Origin of the sequence: Mastigocoleus testarum BC008 (genome assembly GCF_001456025.1) — a bacterium.
Lineage (GTDB): Bacteria > Cyanobacteriota > Cyanobacteriia > Cyanobacteriales > Nostocaceae > Mastigocoleus > Mastigocoleus testarum.
Genome location: NZ_LMTZ01000155.1, coordinates 1 through 21794 on the forward strand (window position 1 = coordinate 1; position 21794 = coordinate 21794).

The window sequence follows — 21794 nt, forward strand, 5'->3', positions numbered from 1 at the left end:
TCCGATCTCATAACCATAGTTTAGGGTAACTTTGTGTTTGATGTGTTTGAGGAGGAGATTGTTTATGCTGATGAGTCAGGTATGGATTATCGAGATGACTATGGTTATGGCTACAATCCTCGAGGAGAGCGATTTTATGACCTAAAGTCTGGTCGCAGAACAGGTAGAGTCAATATGATTGCCGCACTTTGTGGTCAACAGCTGTTAGCACCCTTCACTATTGAAGGAGCTTGCAACCGTCAGGTATTTGAAACTTGGTTAGAAACCTGCTTGATTCCCACCCTGAAACCAGGACAAAAACTGGTGATTGACAATGCCACCTTTCATAAAGGTGGACGCATTGAAGAACTGGTTCAAGCCGCAGGCTGCGAGGTGTGCTACTTACCACCTTATTCACCAGATTTAAACCGGATTGAAAAATGCTGGTCATGGCTAAAAAGTCGAATTCGCAAACAACTCGAGAATTTTGGAACACTGCGAGAAGCCATGGAGCATGTCTTGACTTTAGCGTCCTAGCTAACCTGGCGGTTGCTATAAAAGACATTTTAGCTATCTCTATCACTCAGAAAACCAATATCAAAATCCTGCGCATTCATTACAAGCAGTTATTCCCAAACAGCCCTACGGTCACGAATTACATTTGTATCGTCAAGATAGTGACTATTTTTTGATGACTACCGCAATTCGTTACGGTGCAAATATTCTCCAAAACACAGCAGTAAAAGACATTGAAATAGATTCAGAAGGAGTACAAGTAATTAGGGCTTGCTGAAAAAGTAAGATACAGATTGATGCCTTAATATGTTCAAAACTTATTTTTTGTTTTTCCTCGAATAACGAATCAATCTGTATCTTACTTTTTCAGCAAGCCCTATGTAATCACATCATTTTTGGAAAGTTAAGGATTTAAAATCAGGTATTGTAGTAAAGTTACCTATAACTCAATTGCATGCACTTGATGCTTAAACCTCTTTTATGATTTCATAGGCTAACGCAAATATAAATTCTAGCTGAAATACTAAGGATTCTTCACAGACGAAGAAGGTTCATCACGTAACTCTAAATACAACTTTTGTAATATTTCCAACTCTGTCAACCAAGTTGATGGTAATTCTAAAATTTGCCGTTTGCGTCTCACTTGAGTAGTATAATTACCTTTTAACTTATCAAATAACACAAATACAAAAACAGATTGCAAACAAGTTTGCGGTTTACCTACAACCTTAAAATCAGTAATAGCTTGTTCATCTTCAAGTAGCTCTACTTCCAATCCTAAATCCCGAACAGCTTCCTGGATTTGTTCAATTTGTAATTGATTAATATCGGGTATTCTAGTTTCTAAATTAACTAATTCTTCTAAACTATGTAAATCTTTAGTTTCTGAATTTACTTTAGTTTCTGAATTTAAAATATCACTCTTAAGTTCTATCTCTGCTTGTAGCGGGTCTGCGATCGCATAAATTAATTTAGTTATAGGGGAACTGAATACATGTCCTTGTTGATAGCACTTCTCTCCTTGAGGTGTAATATTAATTTTTAAGGGTGAAGCTTCTAAACAGTTTAGTTTTACAAGTCTCTCGATCGCACTTCTGACAAAAATAATATCTAAACCTAATACTTTTGCTAATTCTTCCGTTGTTGGGGGTGGTGTAAACTCAATCGCAGCCCGAAGGATAAATTCTTCGAGTATATTTAACTTGCGAGTTTCGCTAATGGTTATTTTAATTGGTATTTGCTGTACTTCATAGCAATAGTTACGAGCGAATACAACAGATGATTTAGATTTCTGCTTTGAACTTTGCTTTTCGATCTGTTTTACTAACGAACTGAGACTAGAATCAATAAATTTTGGCTGGGGTTTTTTTTCCTGGGAAGTTTGAGATGATTCTTGAGATAAATCTTGAGATTCTTTTTTAACAGATTTTCTTTTGGTCTTTCTCTTACCTTCGGTGCTTTCTGTATCTTTGGGATTCATTAGACAAATAGATATCTCCAAAAAAATTATCTACAGCGTTATTATTTTGATGAGTGAACTGAACTGTATCGATCTACAAAACACAATTAACATCTATTAGACCCCCATATTTATCAACAGTACGAGCAACTTCTTGATACATAGAGCCAACTTTACCAGATTGTTGAGTAAATAGATCGTAACACCCCACCACCACAAGTAATTCCTGAGCACGAGAAAAAGCAACATTTACCCGTTCCGGAGCTTTTGCAAAACCGATATCTCCCCGAAAATTATTACATACGGTACTCACAATAATTACTGGACGTTCCATTCCTTGAAAAATATCAACTGTCCCGGTACGAATATCTAAGGAAGGGAATTTTTTCGCTGCAATTCTATCTTTTATTAACCTTAATTGAGCGCCGTAAAAAGTGATAATTCCAATTTCTTTTTTTTCGTTACTTTTATTAACTTTACTCGACCAAGCAGTTTCTAATTGTTCGCATAGTTTTTCAATTGCGTCAACTTCTTTAATATTAATTCGAGATGTCCCTTCTCTTTTTTCGTTAAAATCGTTATGTATTGGAGTTTTCAGCCAGAGAATATGTTGATTTTTTTGAAGTAATTCACCGGACAAATTATGAGCACGTAGTTGGTCTGGTTCTAGAAGACCACAACTAAGTTTATCTTGATAGAACTGATTAATTGCTCCCATGATTTGCGGATGCATGCGATACTGAATTGTCAGCATTCGCTTGATGTTTTCATCTGCAGATTCAAATTGGGTTTTGAAGAGAGATTCTTTAATAAACTTTAGTTCATCTTTAGTTGTACCAATTTCTTCAGCGATATCTTCGATGGTATCATCCCGTAACATGGGTGGTAATTGTCGATGGTCCCCGACTAAAACTATTTTCTTACCTTTTAAAGCGGGAATTAATAATTCTGGGGGAGTACATTTACTCACTTCGTCAATAATTACCACATCAAAACTAGGAAATTCTCGGGAAAAATCACCCCTCGCAGCTTGAACGCAGGTAATACCGACAACGTTAGCATTATCTAAATAAATCTGTTTTAGATCCTCAATATCTTGTTCTGAGGGTTGACGAAGTTTTTTAATCCAGTCTCGAACAAAGTTTTGATAGCGATTGAGGTAATTTTCTTTTTCTTGTAATTCTTTTTGCCAAATTTCAAATTGTCGCTTGATTTTGGTTAAGAAATCAACATTAAATAATTCTACATTGTTAGGTTGGTTGGGATTGCTATTTCCTGGCGGAAACGCTGCGCTAACCTTCGTCGCAATGACTGTGTTGGGATTGCTTTCTTGTGTCGCAATGACTGTGTTGGGTTGAAAACTAAAATTATTAGATATCTTTTTCCATAAATTCTGCCACCATTTACGTTCTTTGGCTAAATCTTTTGGTAACTGTGCTTGAATTTGTTCTTCGAGTTCAGTAATTTTATTTTGAGATATTTGTAATTCTTCTTTGGCGCGTTCGCTCTCTAATTTTAAGTTTGAAACTTCTGTATCTAAGTTGTTTTTGATATACTTTAATGTTTTTAAGGGGTCGATATCGGGAATTAATTTAATTAAACGATTGAGATTATTTTCCCAAGCAGCAACTTCGGCGCTAAAGTGATGGGGATTTTCCCAAATATAAGATTGATTCTTGATATATTCTTGAACTAAAAGACCTAGTTTTTTTGGTATCTCCGGTTTTTGACTTAACTCTTGCAAAAAAGTTACCGCTTGAGTAAGTTTGATATTAGAATCTTCCCTGATTGTTTCGATGTCATTTTCTAGTTGATCTATTTGAGATTTTGCATTATTGAGCTTGATTTCAACTTCCTGGGCTTGTTTTTGGAAATTTTCTAGATATTGTTCGGTTTCTGCTTTGAGGGGAAAAACACATTCCCGCGCATTTGCTAAGATGCTTTCTTTTAACTCTTCAACAATTTGTTTTAAAGTTGCATTTACATTGCTTTCGTTCCAAGATTCACCATAAATAGCTTGAAGTTGAATCAATAAACTACCAGCTTCCCTAACCAAAGGTTGACGTTCTGGAGGTTTGAGACGATAGTAATCTGCAAACTTCTCAGCTAAATCTTGCCATTGTTGGCGATGTTCCCCTATAAGTACTAAAGGAATTTCCCCTAAAGTACGATTCATGAATTCACTAAATTTACTGGTTTTACCTTTAGCGTTAATGCAACCTTTTTCTAATTCATAGGTAAAAGCGTTATATAATTGCTGCCAGTTCGGTAAATGGTCAACTTTGCGGACTTGATAATCAATTGGTACTAAAGATAATCGGGACGAACTAGCGATCGTTATTAATCCTGATGGTAGTTCTAAGACTTTTTCCGTAATGGGTTTACCAGTCTGACGACATCGATTTAAAATTTTGTGTAATCTCTGGCTAGCATTAGCTTTCCAATCCCTGACAGCACCAATAATAAAACCAATTTCACCTCTGCGTCGTTCGGTACGGCGAATTTTTTCTGCTAATTCCTGTTGCTCACCTAAAAGTTTATGATATCCCTGATGCAATGTGTTTGCAGATTCAGAAGCAGAGCGGAAATTTTGTACCGATACCCCCACCTCTGACATCACGGCGATCGCTTCATTTGCACTGCTAAATGCTGGAGGAAAGCTTTCAATTTCCTTTGCGACAGTATTTTTCAACCAAGCACCTAATCCAAAAGCTCCACATTTAGGTGGTGTAAAACTAAGTTCTCCCGCATCGTGAATTGCTGTTTTGATATTTGCAATAAATTGGTCTACTACACTATCACCTTTCGCGTAAGGTTGAAGCTCAGGAAGAAAACTTACAACTTCTTCAGCTAACCAGTTCATTTTCGATGCAGGTTTAATAATCTTTTTTAAACCCAATAGCAAAGATTCTAGTTTATCTGTTTTTGCGATCGCAGTTTGATAAATTTCTTCTTGTTGCTTACAAGCTTGCTCTAACTGTAATTTACGTTCTTGAAATTCCTGTTGTTGATGAATCCATTCCGATTCAGATTGCAAATATTTTCCAAAGCGCTCGTGGGGAGCTAGTAATTCCTGTAAAACTTTGACCCTGTCCTGATTAGTTGATAACCTTTCTTCACAATCGCTCGCGGTATTCCCCACCCATTGATTAATAACATTTTCTTCCAGAAAAGCTTGTCCTTCAGCTTGGACTTTTTCAGCTTTTCCCCGACGCAAACCCCGAATTACTGGGTTGTGAACCAAGCGACTCAAAGCATTATCAACCGCCAAATTCGCTTGGGAAGCAATCAGGGTTTTACCTCCCCGCAATGCTACCTGATAGCAAATTTCCACAATTACCGTCGTTTTACCGGTTCCCGGTGGTCCTTGAATTAAAACCATATCCGGTGCAGAAAGAACCGTTTCCACCGCAGCGATTTGGTCAAAATTAGAATTACTTTTTAATAATTTTTGTGGCGAAAGCTTGACAATCGAATCAGGATTCCTAGCTTGAGTTGCATCAAATAAAAATTTACTTAAATTAGGATTTTGGGTTCTACCCAAACGTAAATGTTCTAAAGCTTTCTTCTTCTGATTAATTTGGTGAATATCACCCGCAGCTTCAAAATATAAAAAACCCCGCGCCGGTAACTTATATAATCCTTCTCGGAGGCGATCGACTAAATCATCATCCAGCAAAACTTTAATTTTATGGTTTTTCGCATCAATTGCGTCGATGGTACCTAACTTTTTCGTACCTTTCCTGGTTGCAATATCGCTCGCAGATCTGCATATCATCAAATCTTCCTGCTTAGACTTTTTGATCCGCAACCAAAATTCATCTTCACCTAAAGAAGTTTTTGGAGAACCATCCAAAGTTGCAGATGCAGGATGAATAATAAAAGTGACCCGTCTGGATTTATAACTGTAATTATGATTGTCAAAAGGGACGCAAAATTGACGTGCTTTCGCAATTCGTTCTTCCATATCCAGAAAAACGCGCCAAACTTTTAACTGTTCGGAAGTCGGTACATGTCTTTCACTCCATAAAGGTAAAGACTTAATTTTTGCAACCGTCGTGCGGGGTACTCCCAAACGGTTATTAGAAGCTAACTGCAAACAAAACGGTAAACAAAACCCATCAACCTTTCCCCTGGGTAAGTCTACCAATCTTGCATCTAATAACTTTAAACCACCACTACCGTTGTTTGAATTGATAGTAGCCTTTAACCATAAGGTTTTTTGAAAATCTTTCAGTGGTGAAGGTAAAGCAGAATTAGTATCACTTGCAACCGTCAATTCCCAGATCTCCTCATCTGGATATCTTTGATTAATTTCTTGACGACGGACGTAGAACAGTGCACCTGAATTTCCGGTAACATCAGATAAAAAAGTCTCAGCCCGACCCATTATATCCCTTGAAACGTATCTGTCGAAGGCATCCCGACCATCAAGCTCGCGAATTAAATTATTAATTGCTCGTTCCCCAGCAAACCTATAGCCCCAAGTTTGAGAATCACTGTTACCCATACATGCAAAAATCCGCTGTCACTGGAAAAGATATCATAACTTGAGTAAGGAGTCAGGAGTCAGGAGTCAGGAGTCAGAAGTCAGGAGTCAGAAGTCAGGAGTCAGAAGTCAGGATTACCCATTACCAATTACCCATTACCCATTACCCATTACCAATTACCAATTACCCGTTACCATTAAAATTGACATAAATCGATATATACTGACTTTTTATTAGATTTTTTTAACTTATTGGGGACTAATTTATATATGGTAGACATTAAATGTGGAAATATCACCTTTACTAACATCGAGGCTATTTTATTCGATAAAAACGGTACTTTAGAAGATTCTGAAACATTTTTGCGCCACATTGCTCAAAAGTCAGCCCGAATTATCGACGCTCAAATCCCTGGGATTGGAGAACCATTATTAATGGCATTTGGGGTAGATGGAGGTAAACTCGATCTAGCTGGTTTAATCGCAGTTGCAAGTCGTCAAGAAACTGAAGTTGCTGCAGCTGCATACATCGCTGAAACTGGAAGAGGATGGTTTGAGTCCTTACAAATTTCACGTCAAAGTTTGGATGAAGCGGAAAAATCTTTTGGTAATACCTATGCACCTTTGTTTCCTGGTGCTTTAGAACTACTGAAAAATCTCTCAATCACAGAACTAAAACTTGGTATTCTTTCTGCTGCTACAACGGAAGAAGTACAAGGGTTTATTAATCATCATCAGTTGAATGATTATATGCAATTGGGAATGGGAGTAGATGGAAATCTTTCCAAACCAGACCCCAGATTATTTTTGCAAGCTTGTGAATCCTTGGGTGTAGAACCGAGTAAGACTTTAATGGTAGGGGATTCGGTTGGCGATATGCAAATGGCGAAAAATGCTAAAGCTAATGGTTGTGTCGGTATTACTTGGATTGGGAGAAATGATAATGTCAAAGGTGCAGATGTGGTGATTAATAAGCTGGAGGAAATTCAGGTAGAAACATAAATGAAAAGTCAAAAGTCATTAGCGGATCCGTAGGTAGCGCAGCTATAGCGTGTCCGCAGGACATAAGTCAAAAATCATTAGCGTCTAGCGGAGCGTAACGGATCCGCAGGTAGCGCAGCTATAGTTATTGCGTGTCCGTAGGACATAAGTCATTAGCAGTTAGCGTAAGCGTAAGCGTACAGTAGCTTATGACGCTGTCGCGTCACACTGCGTTAATGCGTATCCGCAGGACATGAGTCAAGATAAATAAATTATTTTTCTTAGTCACTCATTACTCATTACTCATTACCAATCATCAATCTTATTCTGCTTGGTGAAATTGAGTTAGCAACCAAGCAATAACTTCACTTTGATTGGTCTCGCGAGTACGTCTAAAAGCTTCATTTAATAAAGAAAATTCTAATCCTGGTAAAACTTGGGATGCAGTAATTCTTTTGCTACCACCATCAATCATCGTAAAAGCAATAATCTGTACATTTTGTACATCTACAATCCAATATTCATCAACTCCCAAATCTTCATACAATAAACGCTTTTCACCTTTATCATCAGCTAAGGAAGTATTAGCAACTTCTATCACTAAATTTGGTACGGGATAAACATCTAGATCGACAATAGAAGTTCCATAAGGAATAGCATTAGCATTTTTACCAATATAGTAGGCTACATCCGGTTGAGCATCGTTAAAAGCATTTTTGCGAAAAGTACAGTTATCTTTACCATTCATCGGAATTTTCTTTACTGCTGCATATAAGCTCGCTGCGTTAATAATAATTGTATGGTCACTAGCATGGTCATTTCCCAATGGTGGCATTTCGATTCTCATCCGTCTATCGTAATAGTAGCCTGTAGCTTTTTTGTAAGTAGGACTTTCAATAATCTGGATATATTCATCCCAGGTTGCTACTACCCATGTATCTGTTGGTATTTTGGTTTTGAGTTCTTGCATAACGCAACCTCAAGTAGTAATGCTTTGGTTCTTAAATTTTATCAATGTCAAGATTAAGCTTTCGATGTTGCTCTGAAATTAGAAACCACTCATTGTAATTGCATCTAACTAATCGCATCTAACAATGAGTGGTTATTTGTAGTAGTTAACTATAAACAGTTGTCGATATTCAGACCAATGAGTTAATGAATCAAAATATAATTTAAAACTTATCTAACTCACACATCAATAACTTCCAATCGAACCCAAGTTTTCGGTCCAACAACTCCATCCATAGTTAAATCATAGTGTTTTTGAAATTTCTTCACTTCTTTCTCTGTCGCAACACCAAATATTCCATCAACAATTACGGGACCCAAACCAATACCATTTAAACGTCGTTGGAGATATTCAACATCTTCACCTGTGCTACCAAGACGTATAGTAGGAGGAAATGTTACATCATTTTCATAAATATCAATCGTATCTAATACTGCCCAAGTTTGAGAACCTACAACTCCATCTACAGTCAAACCATATTGCTTTTGAAAAACAGTCACAGCTTCTTGTGTTGCTCGACCAAATATACCATCAACGACTAAAGTGTTATCAGCAACAGTACCATTCAAAATTTTTTGTAAATCCTTAACGTCATCACCAGTACTACCAAGGGTGAGAGTAGGACGAACAATTGTGGTTTGAGTTGCGTAAGACATAATTTTTTGAATTCCTTTAACTAGATGTTTGTGTGTTTGATTTCCTGTATATTTATCCAAATTAAACAGTCGCTTTTACGTATTTTTAGCTAGAAAAAGTGTCACAATAATATTTGTCACACATTCAAACACTGGCGGTGAACATATTTATTGAGATATCAGTAGACAATTTTAAAGCTGTCACAAATGAAACGATGCTCAGCTTGGAAAAAAACATCTGACAACTTTGTATTAACTGCGTGGAAATTTCTAGAACATTTGGGACAGCAACTACCCAGTCTGTATGAAAATATTAGTACTGCCGTTTATTTTGCTCAAAGGAAGGGGAATTAACTAAAGTGTAAAGGGCTACTAAGTCCTGGAGGAAACAACGCAAACAACCCGAAAACCGAGGTTGTCGTACCCGTAGTCGGAAACGTACCTGATACGAGCAGCAGAACGGCAATTCTTAGGAAGGCTGCCCCACGAACCACCACGCAGCACTCTTTGAGGACGATTATCATTATCAAGCAATAAGCTACCATCTTTGAGTGCATCTTTGTAATTATCATGCCAAGTATCTTGACACCACTCCCAAACATTTCCATGCATATCGTACAAACCAAAAGCATTAGGTGGGAATGTTCCTACTTCCGTTGTCTTCTGACGATAAATTCCTCTTGGTGCAGAAGCGTAAGTATCATCTCCATTGTAATTTACTAAATTAGTTGTAATAGTTTTGTCAAAGTAAAAGGGTGTGGTGGTTCCTGCACGACAAGCGTATTCCCATTCTGCTTCACTAGGTAAACGATAGGTGCGTCCTGTCTTTTGACTCAACTTTTTGCAAAATTCCACTGCATTATTCCAGGAAACTTTCTCTACAGGTCTTTTATCTCCCTTGAAGTTAGATGGATTTGCACCCATTATTTGTTGATACTGTGCTTGGGTAACTTGGTATTTACCCATAAAGAACTCGGGAACCGTAACTTGGCGCTGTGGTCCTTCATCTTTACTTCGACCTTCTTCGTCTTCTGGTGAACCCATTGTAAAAGTATCACCAGGAATTTTGACCATTTCTAGGGTTACACGATTACCCAGGTCTTCTTTAAAAGAATTGGCTTTTCCCTTGGGACGGTCAAATATTTCCCCCTTTCCATTCACTTTTGCAGTTTCAAATTCAAATAGAGTAAGTTTAGGTGTTGATGGTTGCTTATTAACAATCTGATAACCAATTAATGCGATCGCCAAACCTCCACCTCCTAATCCACCCCACTTTAAAAACTGCCTGCGGTCGATTGGTGTTGGGGATATAGCAGTTGTAGTTTGTGTTTGTCGTTTCTGTGCTTCTCGTTGTTGTCGCAAACGTTCAACTTCTTGTTGCTCACGTAATCTCTGTGCTTCCTGTTGCTTTCGTCTTTCAGCTTCTTGTTGTTGCTTTATTCTCTCTTGTTCTTGCTGCTTCCGTTTTTCAGCTTCTTGTTGTTGCCTTATTCTCTCTTGTTCTTGCTGCTTTAGTCTTTCAGCTTCTTGTTGCTGCCTTATTCTCTCTTGTTCCTGTTGCTTAAGCCTTTCAGCTTCTTGCTGTTGCTTTATTCTCTCTTGTTCTTGTCGTTTCTGGTATTCTGCTTCCTTGGGAGCAACAATTGGCTGTTCTATCTGCGATACTTCTTTATCAGTAAGCTGCAAATCTTGTTGTAAGTTTCTTAGCTGTTTACGAGTAGCTTCACTCAAGGGAAATTCTTGTTCGACTGCTCGAGAGAAACTCTGTCCATACAGTTTTAAATTTTGCTGATGCTGAAATGCTTGTAATTTTTGATTGCCTGGATTTTGGTTACAAGCACCTTTTATTAGACGTTCTAATTCTCCAGACGCTTGCGCCCATTTAATTAACTCAAAAATAACCTCACTAAGTTTACTGTTTACAGCAGCGATGTTCCCCAGATCTCTATCTAACTGAAATTTAACCATCATTTCCAAACTTGTATAGCTTGGAAAAGCATCAAGTAAAGCTTCACAAAATTTTTTATATTCACCACCAGATAGCTTCATATAAGTATTTATTTTAACAATTAGCTTGTTAATGTTGACAGGTTACAACAACAACAATAACCCCATAGTCATTGCTATAATACACACCTATAAAACGTAAATATACTGAAAATTGTACCAATACTATAACACCAAAGGCACCTACAAGATTTACCGCCTGAGTTCCGGTCTATTAGGGATTTCCAAAAATAATTCACATCATAATTTGAACCTGTAGGGGCGCACCGACGTGCGCCCTATTGAGTAAGTCGAACAACAACTTCATCAGGTATATCAAAGATAAATTGCATATTTGGAGATTTTTATTACAGCAATTCTTAACCCCCAAGTGCTTCTAACCAAACATGTAAATCATTCATGTTGGTAAAATCAAGTAATGCTTCAGCAAGGTTTTCTAATTCTTCTAATGACAAAGCTTCAATACGCTGACGAATTTCTTGGGGTAATTCTCCCACCTTGCGATTTAGTTGTCGGAGAATCAAGGATAGTTCTCCTTCTTGCTTAATGTCCCGGTAGAATCGTGTTTCCTGGAAGGTAATTCCTAACATTTTTTCGACCTCACTAAACCCGAAAAATATTGTAGAGACGCGACATGCCGCGTCTCTACATTTGAAATAACGTTAAATTTTCAGTTGGTTTAATTTAAACTAATTTAAATTCAAACTCCTAAACCTGAGCTTCTTCTTTCACCAACTTATCCCAACCCAAATCTTTCAAACTATTATTCCGACGTAGGGGACGAGTCACCAACTCAAGAATATCGCGAGCATTAGTAAAGCCGTGAATTTGTGCAAAGGTAAACTCCACAGACCATTTAGTGTTAATTCCCCGTGCTTCTAAGGGGTTAGCATGAGCCATACCTGTAATCACAAGATCCGGTTTAATTTCTTTAATCCGTTGTAATTGATTGTAATTATCTGGTTTCTCCACAATTGTGGGTAACGGTACACCCATGTCTTTACAGGTTTTTTCCAGAAATGCTAACTCTGCAGCTTGGTAACGTTTATCCATGTAGGGAATACCAATTTCGGGAACCGTCATTCCGCAGCGAATCAAAAATCTTGCTAAGGAAATTTCTAATAAGTTGTCTCCCATAAAGAACACAGACTTACCGCGAATTAGTTTCACATAATCTTCTAAGTTTTCCCAAATCTGCGCTTCCCGTTCGTCTAAACCTTTGGGAGTGATTCCAAATACCGAGCAAATCTTTTCGATCCAAGCTCTACTACCATCGGGACCAATGGGGAATGGTGCACCAATTAACTTACACTTACGACGTCGCATTAAAGTCGTCGCGGTTCTACTCAGGAAGGGATTAATCCCAGAAACATAATATCCTTCTTCAATTACCGGTAATTCAGTGAAGCGTTTAGCCGGTAACCAACCAGAAACCTTAATTCCTTGCTTTTTCAGTTCTAAGCTTAACTGGGTAACTACAGGATCGGGTAAAGAACCAAATAAAACTAAGGGGGGATGGTCTACATATTCCGATTCTTCTTGGGCGATTTCTTCTTTCTTTTTACCAAAATTGAGGAGTTTTTTGATCCCACTGCGTTCGTCCTTATCGCTTTGTGCTACCGGAGCTTCTTTAGGACAACGTGCAGCCATTGCAGCGAGAACTGTATCTTCCCCTTGGGTGAAAGCATAATCTAAACCGTTCGCCCGTGCAACCACAATGGGAATCCCAATTTCTTCTTCCAAGTTGGGTGCTAAACCTTCCAAATCCATCTTAATGATTTCAGTGGTGCAGGTACCGATCCAGACAATTACACTGGGGTTGCGATCGCGTTTAATTTGCAAACATAACCGCTTTAATTCTTCGTAATCATTTAATTTCGCAGAAATATCACCTTCTTCCAATTCTGCCATTGCATAGCGGGGTTCAGCAAATATCATTACCCCCATCGCATTTTGGAGGAAGTAACCGCAGGTTTTGGTTCCAATTACCAAGAAAAAGCTATCTTCAATTTTTTGGTATAACCACGCAACGCAACTAATGGGACAAAAAGTATGATAATTACCAGTTTCACATTCAAAATTTAAAGATTCTGGATTTGAAGATTGTGATTGTGCAACGGTCATGTTGGTGTTCTCCCCTTGGTTCGACATTCAGGATTTAAGAATTCAGGATTTAAGAATTCAAGATTTAAGATTTAATAATTGAAAATTCAAGAATTTAAAACTCAAAATATTTTGTAGATTTATCGCACTAAGTAATTAGGTTCGGACATTTTACTTTTTACTTATGTCCTACGGACACGCTACGCTAATGACTTTTTAATTTTTACTTACACCCAGCGCTGGGGAAGCAGAAGGGATCAATTTATATCCCCGTAGAGACGTTGTAAGCCTGCGGCGTTAGCGTTAGACTCTGCAACGTCTCTACAGTGCGCACTGTAGTTGCGATAAATCTTCTCCCAGACTGCAATAATACGTTGCATTTAATACTTAAATTAAAGTAAAACCCCTAAATTTAATAGCAATTAAGTGTCAGGAAAAAGGTTGGCAATTTCCGTATCGTCAAATGCGTTTCCCGGTTCATTTTCCCCCGATTGCTCTTCATTTTGTGCACTATCGGGAACTGAAGATTCTTCTCCCCAGACATCCATCAATACATTGCTGAACTCGTGGGAATCATCATCAGTATCGAGATTTTCTAGGTTTTCTTCGTTGTGGTTTCCGAGGATTTGAGTATCTGCGTCAAAGGAAATATCCCCAAACTCATCGCCGGATTGACCATTATTAAATGCTTGGGAACGATGGCGATCTTGGGTATCTTCATACCCATCAGCTTCACCCACCGGTTCGTGTTCTCCCATTACCCCTTCAGGATGGGAAACAACATCCCCAGACATTTCCGTGGAATGTCCTTTGACGAGAAATTCTTTCGCAACCATGATTTCGCGATCGAATTCATCTACAGGTTCTTCCCCCATTTCATCTTGAGTTGCGATCGCAGAACCATCACCATCAACTTCGTCGGTTTCTACCGGAGGAATAATACGGTTACCAAGAGCCATTTCCGGGTCGAAATGCAAATCTAAAACTTCAATTAAAGTATCAGCATCCGCATTCAACTTAGAGAAAGGAAGCATTAACTGCGCTAATTTTGGCTCTAAGGCGTTTGCAACTCCCAGGATGAGGTATGAAGGTGGTCGCTTACCTCCATCGGGTGTATAAACCGATTCTACCTGCATATGCAAGGTAATCCAGTCACGATTGGTTTGGTAAAAATTTAACCACTTTTGTCGTAAAGAATCAGTAAAACTGTAAAAAAATGCCATACGCCTCATCCTAAGAAATAGAATTAATGTTTTATACAATCATTAAGTCTAATTCCTCTTCCGGATTAGTGACCTGTGGTTTACTCGGATTTAGATAAAAATCTGACAACAATGCAAATAAATCTCTATCTTGAGCATCCCTAGGAACGACTCCTTCCGGGCGTGCCAGGATTTGATCGGCAATATTTAAATAATAATCACAAACGTAATTTAAGGATTCTTCGGACTCCGCCATTTCAAATAAGGTCTTTCCCTTCACTCGGGAAACACGGATATCCTCAATTAAAGGTAATACTTCTAAAACTGGCATAGGTACGGCTTCTACGTACTTATTAATTAAATCCCGCTTAGAAGTGCGGTTACCAATTAGACCAGCTAATCGTAGGGGGTGAGTACGTGCTTTTTCTTTCACAGAAGCTGCGATCCGGTTAGCTGCAAACAAAGCATCAAAGCCGTTATCAGTAACAATCATGCAGTAATCGGCATAGTTCAAAGGTGCAGCAAAACCACCACAAACCACATCCCCCAAAACATCGAACAAAATTACATCATACTCATCAAAAGCATTTAATTCCTTGAGTAATTTTACTGTTTCACCAACTACGTAACCTCCGCAGCCAGCACCAGCGGGGGGACCACCAGCTTCAACACAGTCTACTCCGCCATAACCCTTATAAATTACATCTTCGGGCCAAATGTCTTCGTAGTGATAGTCCTTTTCTTGCAGGGTATCGATAATTGTTGGAATTAAAAACCCAGTGAGAGTGAAGGTGCTGTCATGTTTGGGATCGCAACCAATTTGTAGGACTTTTTTGCCACGTTTAGCTAAAGCGACCGATATATTACAGCTTGTAGTTGATTTACCGATACCACCTTTTCCGTAAACTGCTAGTTTCACCTTACTTTGCCTCTTACTGTTGTTTTTATATATCAGTTACTTGTCGGTTAACAGTTACCAGTTACCAGTTAACAGTTAACAGTTTTTTTTTCGTTAGCTGTTTGTTTGTTGTCTATTCGATAGTTTTCAACTTACAACGAAAATAAAGGTCTTTAATCGGCATTTAGGGTCTTAAAAGGGTAAATAGTGATTTTAAAAGTATCATGCCCATTTATTTTGGTCGCTTAGCCTTTATATACATTTAATATTCTTTAAAAATATGTTTTATGCTTAATTAACATAAAAATAGTTACAAAATAAAAAATAATATATAAAAAATTTCCCTGCGATGTAAGCTTTCCAGTTTTGATTTGTGAAAAAATAAATCCTATAGAGACACTGCAGAGGCTAACGCCGACGCCGCAGGCTCTGCAACGTTTCTACAATATTGATTAGTGAACTATTTAGGACTGTGATCGCAGTAACAATTCCTAAGAGATGAGTCCAGCTAGAATTTCATGAATATGTTGAGCGTGATGCGAACGCTCATACACTTTGTGCTCATCGCAATTAATAAAAAATAAAAAAACCATAAAAAAGAAAAATCCAGTTGTGAAGATAAATCCCATCTATTCAGCGTAAAAAGTTCGGGGTTTATGCTCACACAATGTAAAAAAATATAACTTTTGGGGAAAATTCTCAAAACTTAACGAATTTGGTAATGGGTAATGGGTAATTGGTAATTGGTAATTGGTAATGGGTATACCCTTGAATTTTTGTACGGTAATATTCTAATACCTAATCCCTAATCCCTATATGACGCTGTCGCGTCACGCTACGCTAACGCCAATCCCTAATCCCCTCCATGCATTTCTCGTAACGATAACCAACCAGCTTCCCATTGAGAACGATCTTTGAGTAGTTGAGCATTAATCCAAAAACGTACTTCGGGATCGCAAGCTGCAACCATTTCGGCGTAAACCCATTTACTTTGATTTTTGCGGTTAATAACTCGAAAATGTCGCCATCCATCTATTTTTTTTTGCGACGTCCATTTGGAATTGAGTAGATGAGGATATTTTTGTTTTTTCGGCATTGTTGGCGATTGGGGATTGGCGACTGGCGACTGGCGACTGGGTAATATATTTGACTTTAAATAGGAAATTTTCAAATATTGACCGAAGATGGTTGCAAGTATCAAATAATTAGGTAAAACATTTCTTGAAAGGCATATATCTAAATCAAAAGTTCTAAATCAATAATCCAAACAACCAGTTTAGAACTTAAAATTAAGATTTTATTTAGATTTTAAGTTTATCATTTATGTATATGTCCAAAGTGAATTAAATTGAGACTTGTAATAAAGGTTTTAAGAAACGCTATAAACCAATCATATTTGTGATTATTTGCGCGAATTAACGTTATTTCAGCTTCTAATTCACACAACACATAATTTTAATTTTTTTACTCCTTACTCCTTACTCATTACTCATTACTTATTACTTATTACTTATTACTATAAGTTGAGATTTATTAAGAAGTCTATTTCAAAATGCACCTGGAGCGCAAGGCTCGCAAGCACCGCAGGTGCATATCATGGAGGAATTTTTAGTTGTGACTATAGTCACTCCCCACCAATGTTTTTTCATGGCATGATTTGGTGGCCACTGTGACTAAATGTTTGATACACCAACTTGCCATTTTCCCGGATGCATAAGGAGAAAAATTTAATATTTTCCCAACAAGTATTAATGTTGTTAACTATTTTACGTTTTTTCTCAATGAGGCTTTCCACTGCAATTTGACTCGGACACAAAATCTCTAAAGTACCTGTACCATCTGTTTGATAGAGAATTCGAAATAAGCATTCTTGGAGCAAAGCCCGATTACAACCATCAAACAACTGTTGAAAGCGTCTGAGTTTTTCTCCTTCACTCATCTCACCAGTGAGTTTTGGATAAAACAAGTCTTCGCGCTCAAAATTGAATTCTTCGTCTTCGAAATTGTAGGAGTCGGTCATATTTTTAGCTCTACCTCATCTTATTTCTGGCATCATAGTAACTCTATCTGAGTCATACAAAAAACATGGGTTTTTCAGTATTTAGGCGTTCAAGGATAATTAAGGTTTTAAGTAATCAAGCTGTCTAGGGGTATAAACAATCAGAAATGAAACTAAGTAAATTGACATCGTTTATCACAAATAATGGACGGTAATTCTACTTTCAGGGGTCGCGAACACCGATCCTGTCAGTTTTTCTGCTTTTCTACAATATTTAATAAGAACTGATATTTTCTATCTTAGTCATAATTCACAGCGCAAAGTAAGTCAGCGCTGAGTAAGTTATTCGTTTTCCTACTAAGCCTATGCAACCTACTAATCCAGATAAGTTTACGGAAAAAGCTTGGGAAGCGATCGCCCATACTCCAGATATTGCTAAACAAAATCATCAGCAGCAAATTGAAAGTGAGCATTTAATGAAAGCGCTGCTAGAGCAAGAAGGACTAACTAATAGTATTTTTAATAAAGTTAGCGTCAGCGTTCAGCGAGTCCAGGAGTACACGGATCAATTTATCCAAAAACAACCAAAGGTTTCCGGTAGCAGTACTTCTGTATATCTCGGAAAAAGTTTAGATGGTCTTTTGGACCGAGCAGACGGTTATCGCAAAGAATTTGGCGATGAATATATTTCCATTGAGCACGTAATAATCGCTTACGCCAAGGATAATCGTTTTGGTAAAGGTTTGCTCCAAGAATTTGGATTGAATGAAGCAAAGCTCAAAAATACCATTAAGCAAATTCGAGGAAACCAGAAAGTGACCGATCAAAATCCAGAAGGTAAGTATCAATCATTGGAAAAATATGGGCGCGACCTGACAGAAGCAGCCCGAGAAGGTAAATTGGATCCGGTGATTGGAAGGGATGATGAAATTCGCCGCACGGTGCAAATTTTATCCCGTCGCACGAAGAATAATCCGGTTTTAATTGGGGAACCGGGTGTTGGTAAAACTGCGATCGCTGAAGGTTTAGCCCAGCGCATTGTTACTGGTGATGTACCCCAATCTTTGAAGGACCGTCAATTAATTGCACTGGATATGGGTGCTTTAATTGCAGGAGCAAAATTCCGGGGTGAATTTGAAGAACGTCTCAAAGCGGTATTAAAGGAAGTTACCGAATCTGAAGGTAATATTGTTCTATTTATTGATGAAATTCATACCGTAGTCGGTGCTGGTGCGACCCAAGGTGCAATGGATGCGGGGAATTTATTAAAACCCATGTTGGCTCGGGGCGAATTGCGCTGTATTGGGGCGACAACTTTAGATGAATATCGTAAGTACATTGAAAAGGATGCAGCGCTAGAACGACGCTTTCAGCAGGTATTTGTCGATCAGCCCAGTGCAATAGATACAATCTCTATTTTACGGGGTTTAAAAGAACGGTATGAAGTCCACCACGGCGTGAAAATTGCCGATAATGCTTTAGTTGCTGCTGCAACTCTATCCAGTCGATATATTTCTGATCGCTTTTTACCGGATAAAGCCATTGACTTAGTTGATGAAGCAGCGGCTAAGTTAAAAATGGAAATTACTTCCAAACCAGAAGAGATTGACGAAATTGATCGGAAAATTCTCCAGTTGGAAATGGAGAAGTTATCGCTGCAAAAGGAAAGCGATCCCGCTTCTCGCGAACGTTTGGAAAGATTAGAAAAAGAATTAGCCGATCTCAAGGAAGAGCAACGGACTTTAAGCGCTCAGTGGGAATCGGAAAAAGGCGTAATCGCCAAAATTCAATCTGTCAAAGAAGAAATTGACCGGGTTAGTTTGGAAATTCAACAATCGGAACGCAACTACGACCTTAACCGGGCTGCCGAGTTAAAATATGGCAAGTTGACTGATTTACACCGTCAATTAGAAGCAGCCGAAGTTGAATTAACTCAAACTCAACATAGTGGAAAATCATTATTGCGGGAAGAGGTAACAGAATCAGACATTGCAGAAATTATTTCTAAGTGGACGGGGATACCGATCAGCAAATTAGTAGAATCCGAGAAAGAAAAATTACTTCACTTAGAAGAAGAACTGCACGGTCGAGTTGTGGGACAGGAAGAAGCAGTCACAGCAGTTGCAGATGCAATTCAACGTTCCCGCGCGGGACTTGCAGATCCTAACCGTCCCATTGCAAGTTTCATTTTCCTTGGTCCCACAGGTGTGGGTAAAACCGAATTAGCAAAAGCTTTGGCGGTATATCTCTTTGACACCGAAGAAGCGATCGTGCGTATCGACATGTCTGAGTACATGGAAAAACACTCGGTTTCGCGGTTAATTGGTGCTCCACCAGGTTACGTGGGTTACGATGAAGGCGGACAATTAACAGAAGCAATTCGTCGTCGTCCCTACGCAGTGGTATTATTTGACGAAATTGAGAAAGCTCATCCAGATGTTTTCAACATCATGTTGCAGATTCTCGATGATGGAAGGGTTACCGATGCTCAAGGTCACAGGGTAGATTTCAAAAATACTATTATTATTATGACCAGCAATATTGGTTCCCAATACATCTTAGATGTTTCCGGGGATGACTCGCGCTACGAAGAGATGCGTCGTCGAGTTACAGAAGCAATGCGCAATAGTTTCCGTCCGGAATTTCTCAACCGGATCGATGAAAATATTATTTTCCACGCTCTACAAAAACCCCAGTTACGCAAAATTGTCCAATTACAAGTAGAAAGATTGCGTTATAGACTTAGCGATCGCAAGATGTCGTTGAAGTTATCCGACGGTGCTCTGGACTTTTTAGCAGAAATTGGCTATGACCCGGTTTATGGAGCGCGTCCCCTGAAGCGAGCAATTCAGCGCGAGTTGGAAACGCAAATCGCAAAATGTATTTTGCGGGGTGAATTCAATGATGGGGATACAATTTTTGTTGATGTTGAAAATGAACGGCTTTCTTTTAAGCGTTTGAGCGCCGATTTGATTACAACTGAGTCTAATTAATAAGTAAAACTAATATTGTTTTAAGGGTTGCTGTTAATAATTTTAGACTTGTGGAGGCGTAGCGTTGCTACGTCTCTAAGTTTTTTAAGGAAATATCTCGAATTTTGGGCAAATCTGAATCCAAAATTCTGTCATATCCATCCATCATAATTTCTAAAAATGACGAATATCTTACTGCTCCAGGATACCAGGTAGCAAATTCCCAAGCCTCCCATTCACCATCATCAAATATTATTTGTGGATTGAGCAAAATTAATCCTTTTTCTTCCTCTCCCCCTATAACTAAAGTTGTCGGTAAATATTCATTCCTATAGGAATCTGCATATTCTTCATAATTAAAGTATTCTTCGTCAGATATAGAAAATAATTCCAATCAAAGAAATCATATTCCTTTACCGTAGGTTATAAAAATTACAGACTAATATTAATCAAGATCCAGAGACATTAACATTACGAAATTCTACTTTGATATCGTTGTTATAATAGGAACTTTTCAAAGTTGAAGTAATTTCAAATACATCTATCTCATCTGTTTCTAATGGAACATTCTCAAACATGAAAATAGCTTTAATTGGTACATCTTTAATTAGATTATTGCTGGTTCTACCCCATCGAGTAACATCGCTACCAAATTGAATTTTTTCGGCGATGCTTTCCTGACCTGCATCTAATATTCTGCTTCTTCTATCCTCATTTCCACGCAAAGCAGAATACAACTCAATTTTGACATTTTCTTGCGTACTTATAATCGCTACAGAACATCTTATACTTTGAGTTTGGACATTTATATTTAATTTCTCACATTTTTGTAATTCAAATAAAAGCCCTTGATATTCAAAAGACTTATTACTTACACTTGCAGATTGAGGTGAAGCTAATGTAGTTACTTCTGGAGTTGGTGGTGTAATATTTGCTTGTGGTGTAAGTGTGGTATTTGCTTCTGGAGAAGGTGTGATTATTTCTGCAGGGGAAGGTGTAATAGTTGCTTTTGGTGAAGGAGTAGTATCTTGTTGTAAAGGAGTTATTTCTTGTACTGGAGAAGGTGTAGCGATACGCGAAGCGTCGCCTGCGGCTATCACCTCTGATGAAGCTTTAGAAGTTTCATTAACCTGTGCTCGTTCGAGCTTTCTTTCATTTATAAATAAAAATACCAAAGCCACACCCATTGCAAATACAATCAGAGTTAAAAAAACTACTAAAGAAGACAAAAGCATTAGTCTTTTTTTCTGATTTTTCTCATCTAATTTTTGACTTGGAGACGAATCTCTTTCATTTTTCATATTTGTCACTCTCAAACTCTTAATTGCATTAAATAAATCGACTAAATACAAATAAGATGAAACTATTGATACCGTTTGCTTTTAGTATTAATAATTACATCAATTTTTCTTCATTTCACAGTAAAAATAAACATCATAAAAACATGTCATTCTGGATTATATCCAAAAGCATGTTTGCAAAAATTAGAAATTTTTTGAGCGAAATAAAATTGAAATATAAAATTAGATGACTATAGTAATTTGT

The 21794-nt window shown here is 37.9% G+C and carries 16 protein-coding genes and 2 pseudogenes; 5 read left to right on the plus strand and 13 right to left on the minus strand.

Annotated elements, in window-relative coordinates; translation table 11 throughout:
• Positions 1-51: 51 nt before the first annotated feature.
• A pseudogene (locus tag BC008_RS41770) lies at positions 52-516 on the plus strand (IS630 family transposase); the annotation flags it as partial.
• Positions 517-1018: 502 nt separating this feature from the next.
• On the opposite strand, the gene BC008_RS41775 reads toward BC008_RS41770, so the two are convergent.
• Complete coding sequence (locus tag BC008_RS41775) at positions 1019-1975, minus strand: hypothetical protein (RefSeq protein ID WP_058184676.1); 957 nt, start codon at positions 1973-1975, stop codon at positions 1019-1021.
• A 73-nt stretch (positions 1976-2048) separates the two neighbouring features.
• Positions 2049-6464 (minus strand): AAA domain-containing protein, encoded by a 4416-nt coding sequence (locus tag BC008_RS41780; RefSeq protein WP_027846329.1) that lies wholly within the window; start codon positions 6462-6464, stop codon positions 2049-2051.
• Positions 6465-6504: 40 nt separating this feature from the next.
• Here BC008_RS41780 and BC008_RS50960 point away from each other — a divergent pair, with 40 nt between their 5' ends.
• Positions 6505-6681, plus strand: a complete 177-nt coding sequence (locus BC008_RS50960) for a hypothetical protein (RefSeq protein WP_201026230.1) — start codon at positions 6505-6507, stop codon at positions 6679-6681.
• Positions 6682-6713: 32 nt separating this feature from the next.
• Positions 6714-7445, plus strand: a complete 732-nt coding sequence (locus tag BC008_RS41785; RefSeq protein ID WP_027846683.1) for an HAD family hydrolase — start codon at positions 6714-6716, stop codon at positions 7443-7445.
• 301 nt (positions 7446-7746) lie between these two features.
• Here the strand turns inward: BC008_RS41785 and BC008_RS41790 are convergent, their stop codons facing one another.
• The gene (locus tag BC008_RS41790) at positions 7747-8394 is read right to left on the minus strand and encodes a Uma2 family endonuclease (RefSeq protein WP_027846684.1); all 648 of its coding nucleotides are present in this window, start codon (positions 8392-8394) and stop codon (positions 7747-7749) included.
• A 218-nt stretch (positions 8395-8612) separates the two neighbouring features.
• Entirely contained in the window at positions 8613-9089 is a 477-nt protein-coding gene (locus tag BC008_RS41795; protein ID WP_036268773.1) for a peptidoglycan-binding domain-containing protein, read from the minus strand.
• A gap of 186 nt (positions 9090-9275) precedes the next feature.
• Between BC008_RS41795 and BC008_RS50100 the strand changes: the two genes are divergently transcribed.
• Positions 9276-9422: a hypothetical protein gene (locus BC008_RS50100; protein ID WP_161938222.1), complete on the plus strand. Its 147-nt coding sequence runs from the start codon at positions 9276-9278 to the stop codon at positions 9420-9422.
• 18 nt (positions 9423-9440) lie between these two features.
• On the opposite strand, the gene BC008_RS45935 is transcribed toward BC008_RS50100, so the two are convergent.
• From BC008_RS45935 to BC008_RS41830, 7 genes and pseudogenes are all read right to left on the minus strand, one after another.
• On the minus strand, positions 9441-11117 hold the full coding sequence (locus tag BC008_RS45935) for an SUMF1/EgtB/PvdO family nonheme iron enzyme (protein WP_063800861.1): 1677 nt from the start codon (positions 11115-11117) through the stop codon (positions 9441-9443).
• A 317-nt stretch (positions 11118-11434) separates the two neighbouring features.
• Positions 11435-11677: pseudogene (locus BC008_RS41805) on the minus strand (DUF4351 domain-containing protein); the annotation flags it as partial.
• A gap of 106 nt (positions 11678-11783) precedes the next feature.
• Positions 11784-13199: a ferredoxin:protochlorophyllide reductase (ATP-dependent) subunit N gene (locus tag BC008_RS41810; protein WP_027846833.1), complete on the minus strand. Its 1416-nt coding sequence runs from the start codon at positions 13197-13199 to the stop codon at positions 11784-11786.
• A gap of 401 nt (positions 13200-13600) precedes the next feature.
• Positions 13601-14401, minus strand: a complete 801-nt coding sequence (locus BC008_RS41815; RefSeq protein ID WP_027846868.1) for a DUF5331 domain-containing protein — start codon at positions 14399-14401, stop codon at positions 13601-13603.
• A 31-nt stretch (positions 14402-14432) separates the two neighbouring features.
• Positions 14433-15299: a ferredoxin:protochlorophyllide reductase (ATP-dependent) iron-sulfur ATP-binding protein gene (bchL, locus tag BC008_RS41820; protein ID WP_027846867.1), complete on the minus strand. Its 867-nt coding sequence runs from the start codon at positions 15297-15299 to the stop codon at positions 14433-14435.
• A gap of 832 nt (positions 15300-16131) precedes the next feature.
• Entirely contained in the window at positions 16132-16374 is a 243-nt protein-coding gene (locus tag BC008_RS41825; RefSeq protein ID WP_058184680.1) for a TIGR02450 family Trp-rich protein, read from the minus strand.
• A 549-nt stretch (positions 16375-16923) separates the two neighbouring features.
• On the minus strand, positions 16924-17298 hold the full coding sequence (locus BC008_RS41830) for a hypothetical protein (RefSeq protein ID WP_027841983.1): 375 nt from the start codon (positions 17296-17298) through the stop codon (positions 16924-16926).
• A 344-nt stretch (positions 17299-17642) separates the two neighbouring features.
• Between BC008_RS41830 and clpB the strand changes: the two genes are divergently transcribed.
• Positions 17643-20270 (plus strand): ATP-dependent chaperone ClpB, encoded by a 2628-nt coding sequence (clpB, locus tag BC008_RS41835; protein WP_027841982.1) that lies wholly within the window; start codon positions 17643-17645, stop codon positions 20268-20270.
• Between the two features lie 67 nt (positions 20271-20337).
• On the opposite strand, the gene BC008_RS41840 is transcribed toward clpB, so the two are convergent.
• Together BC008_RS41840 and BC008_RS41845 are read right to left on the minus strand one after the other, a co-directional pair.
• Positions 20338-20643: a hypothetical protein gene (locus BC008_RS41840; RefSeq protein WP_058184682.1), complete on the minus strand. Its 306-nt coding sequence runs from the start codon at positions 20641-20643 to the stop codon at positions 20338-20340.
• Positions 20644-20698: 55 nt separating this feature from the next.
• Positions 20699-21550, minus strand: coding sequence for a hypothetical protein (locus tag BC008_RS41845; RefSeq protein ID WP_027841981.1), 852 nt, complete (start codon positions 21548-21550; stop codon positions 20699-20701).
• Between the last annotated feature and the right edge of the window lie 244 nt (positions 21551-21794).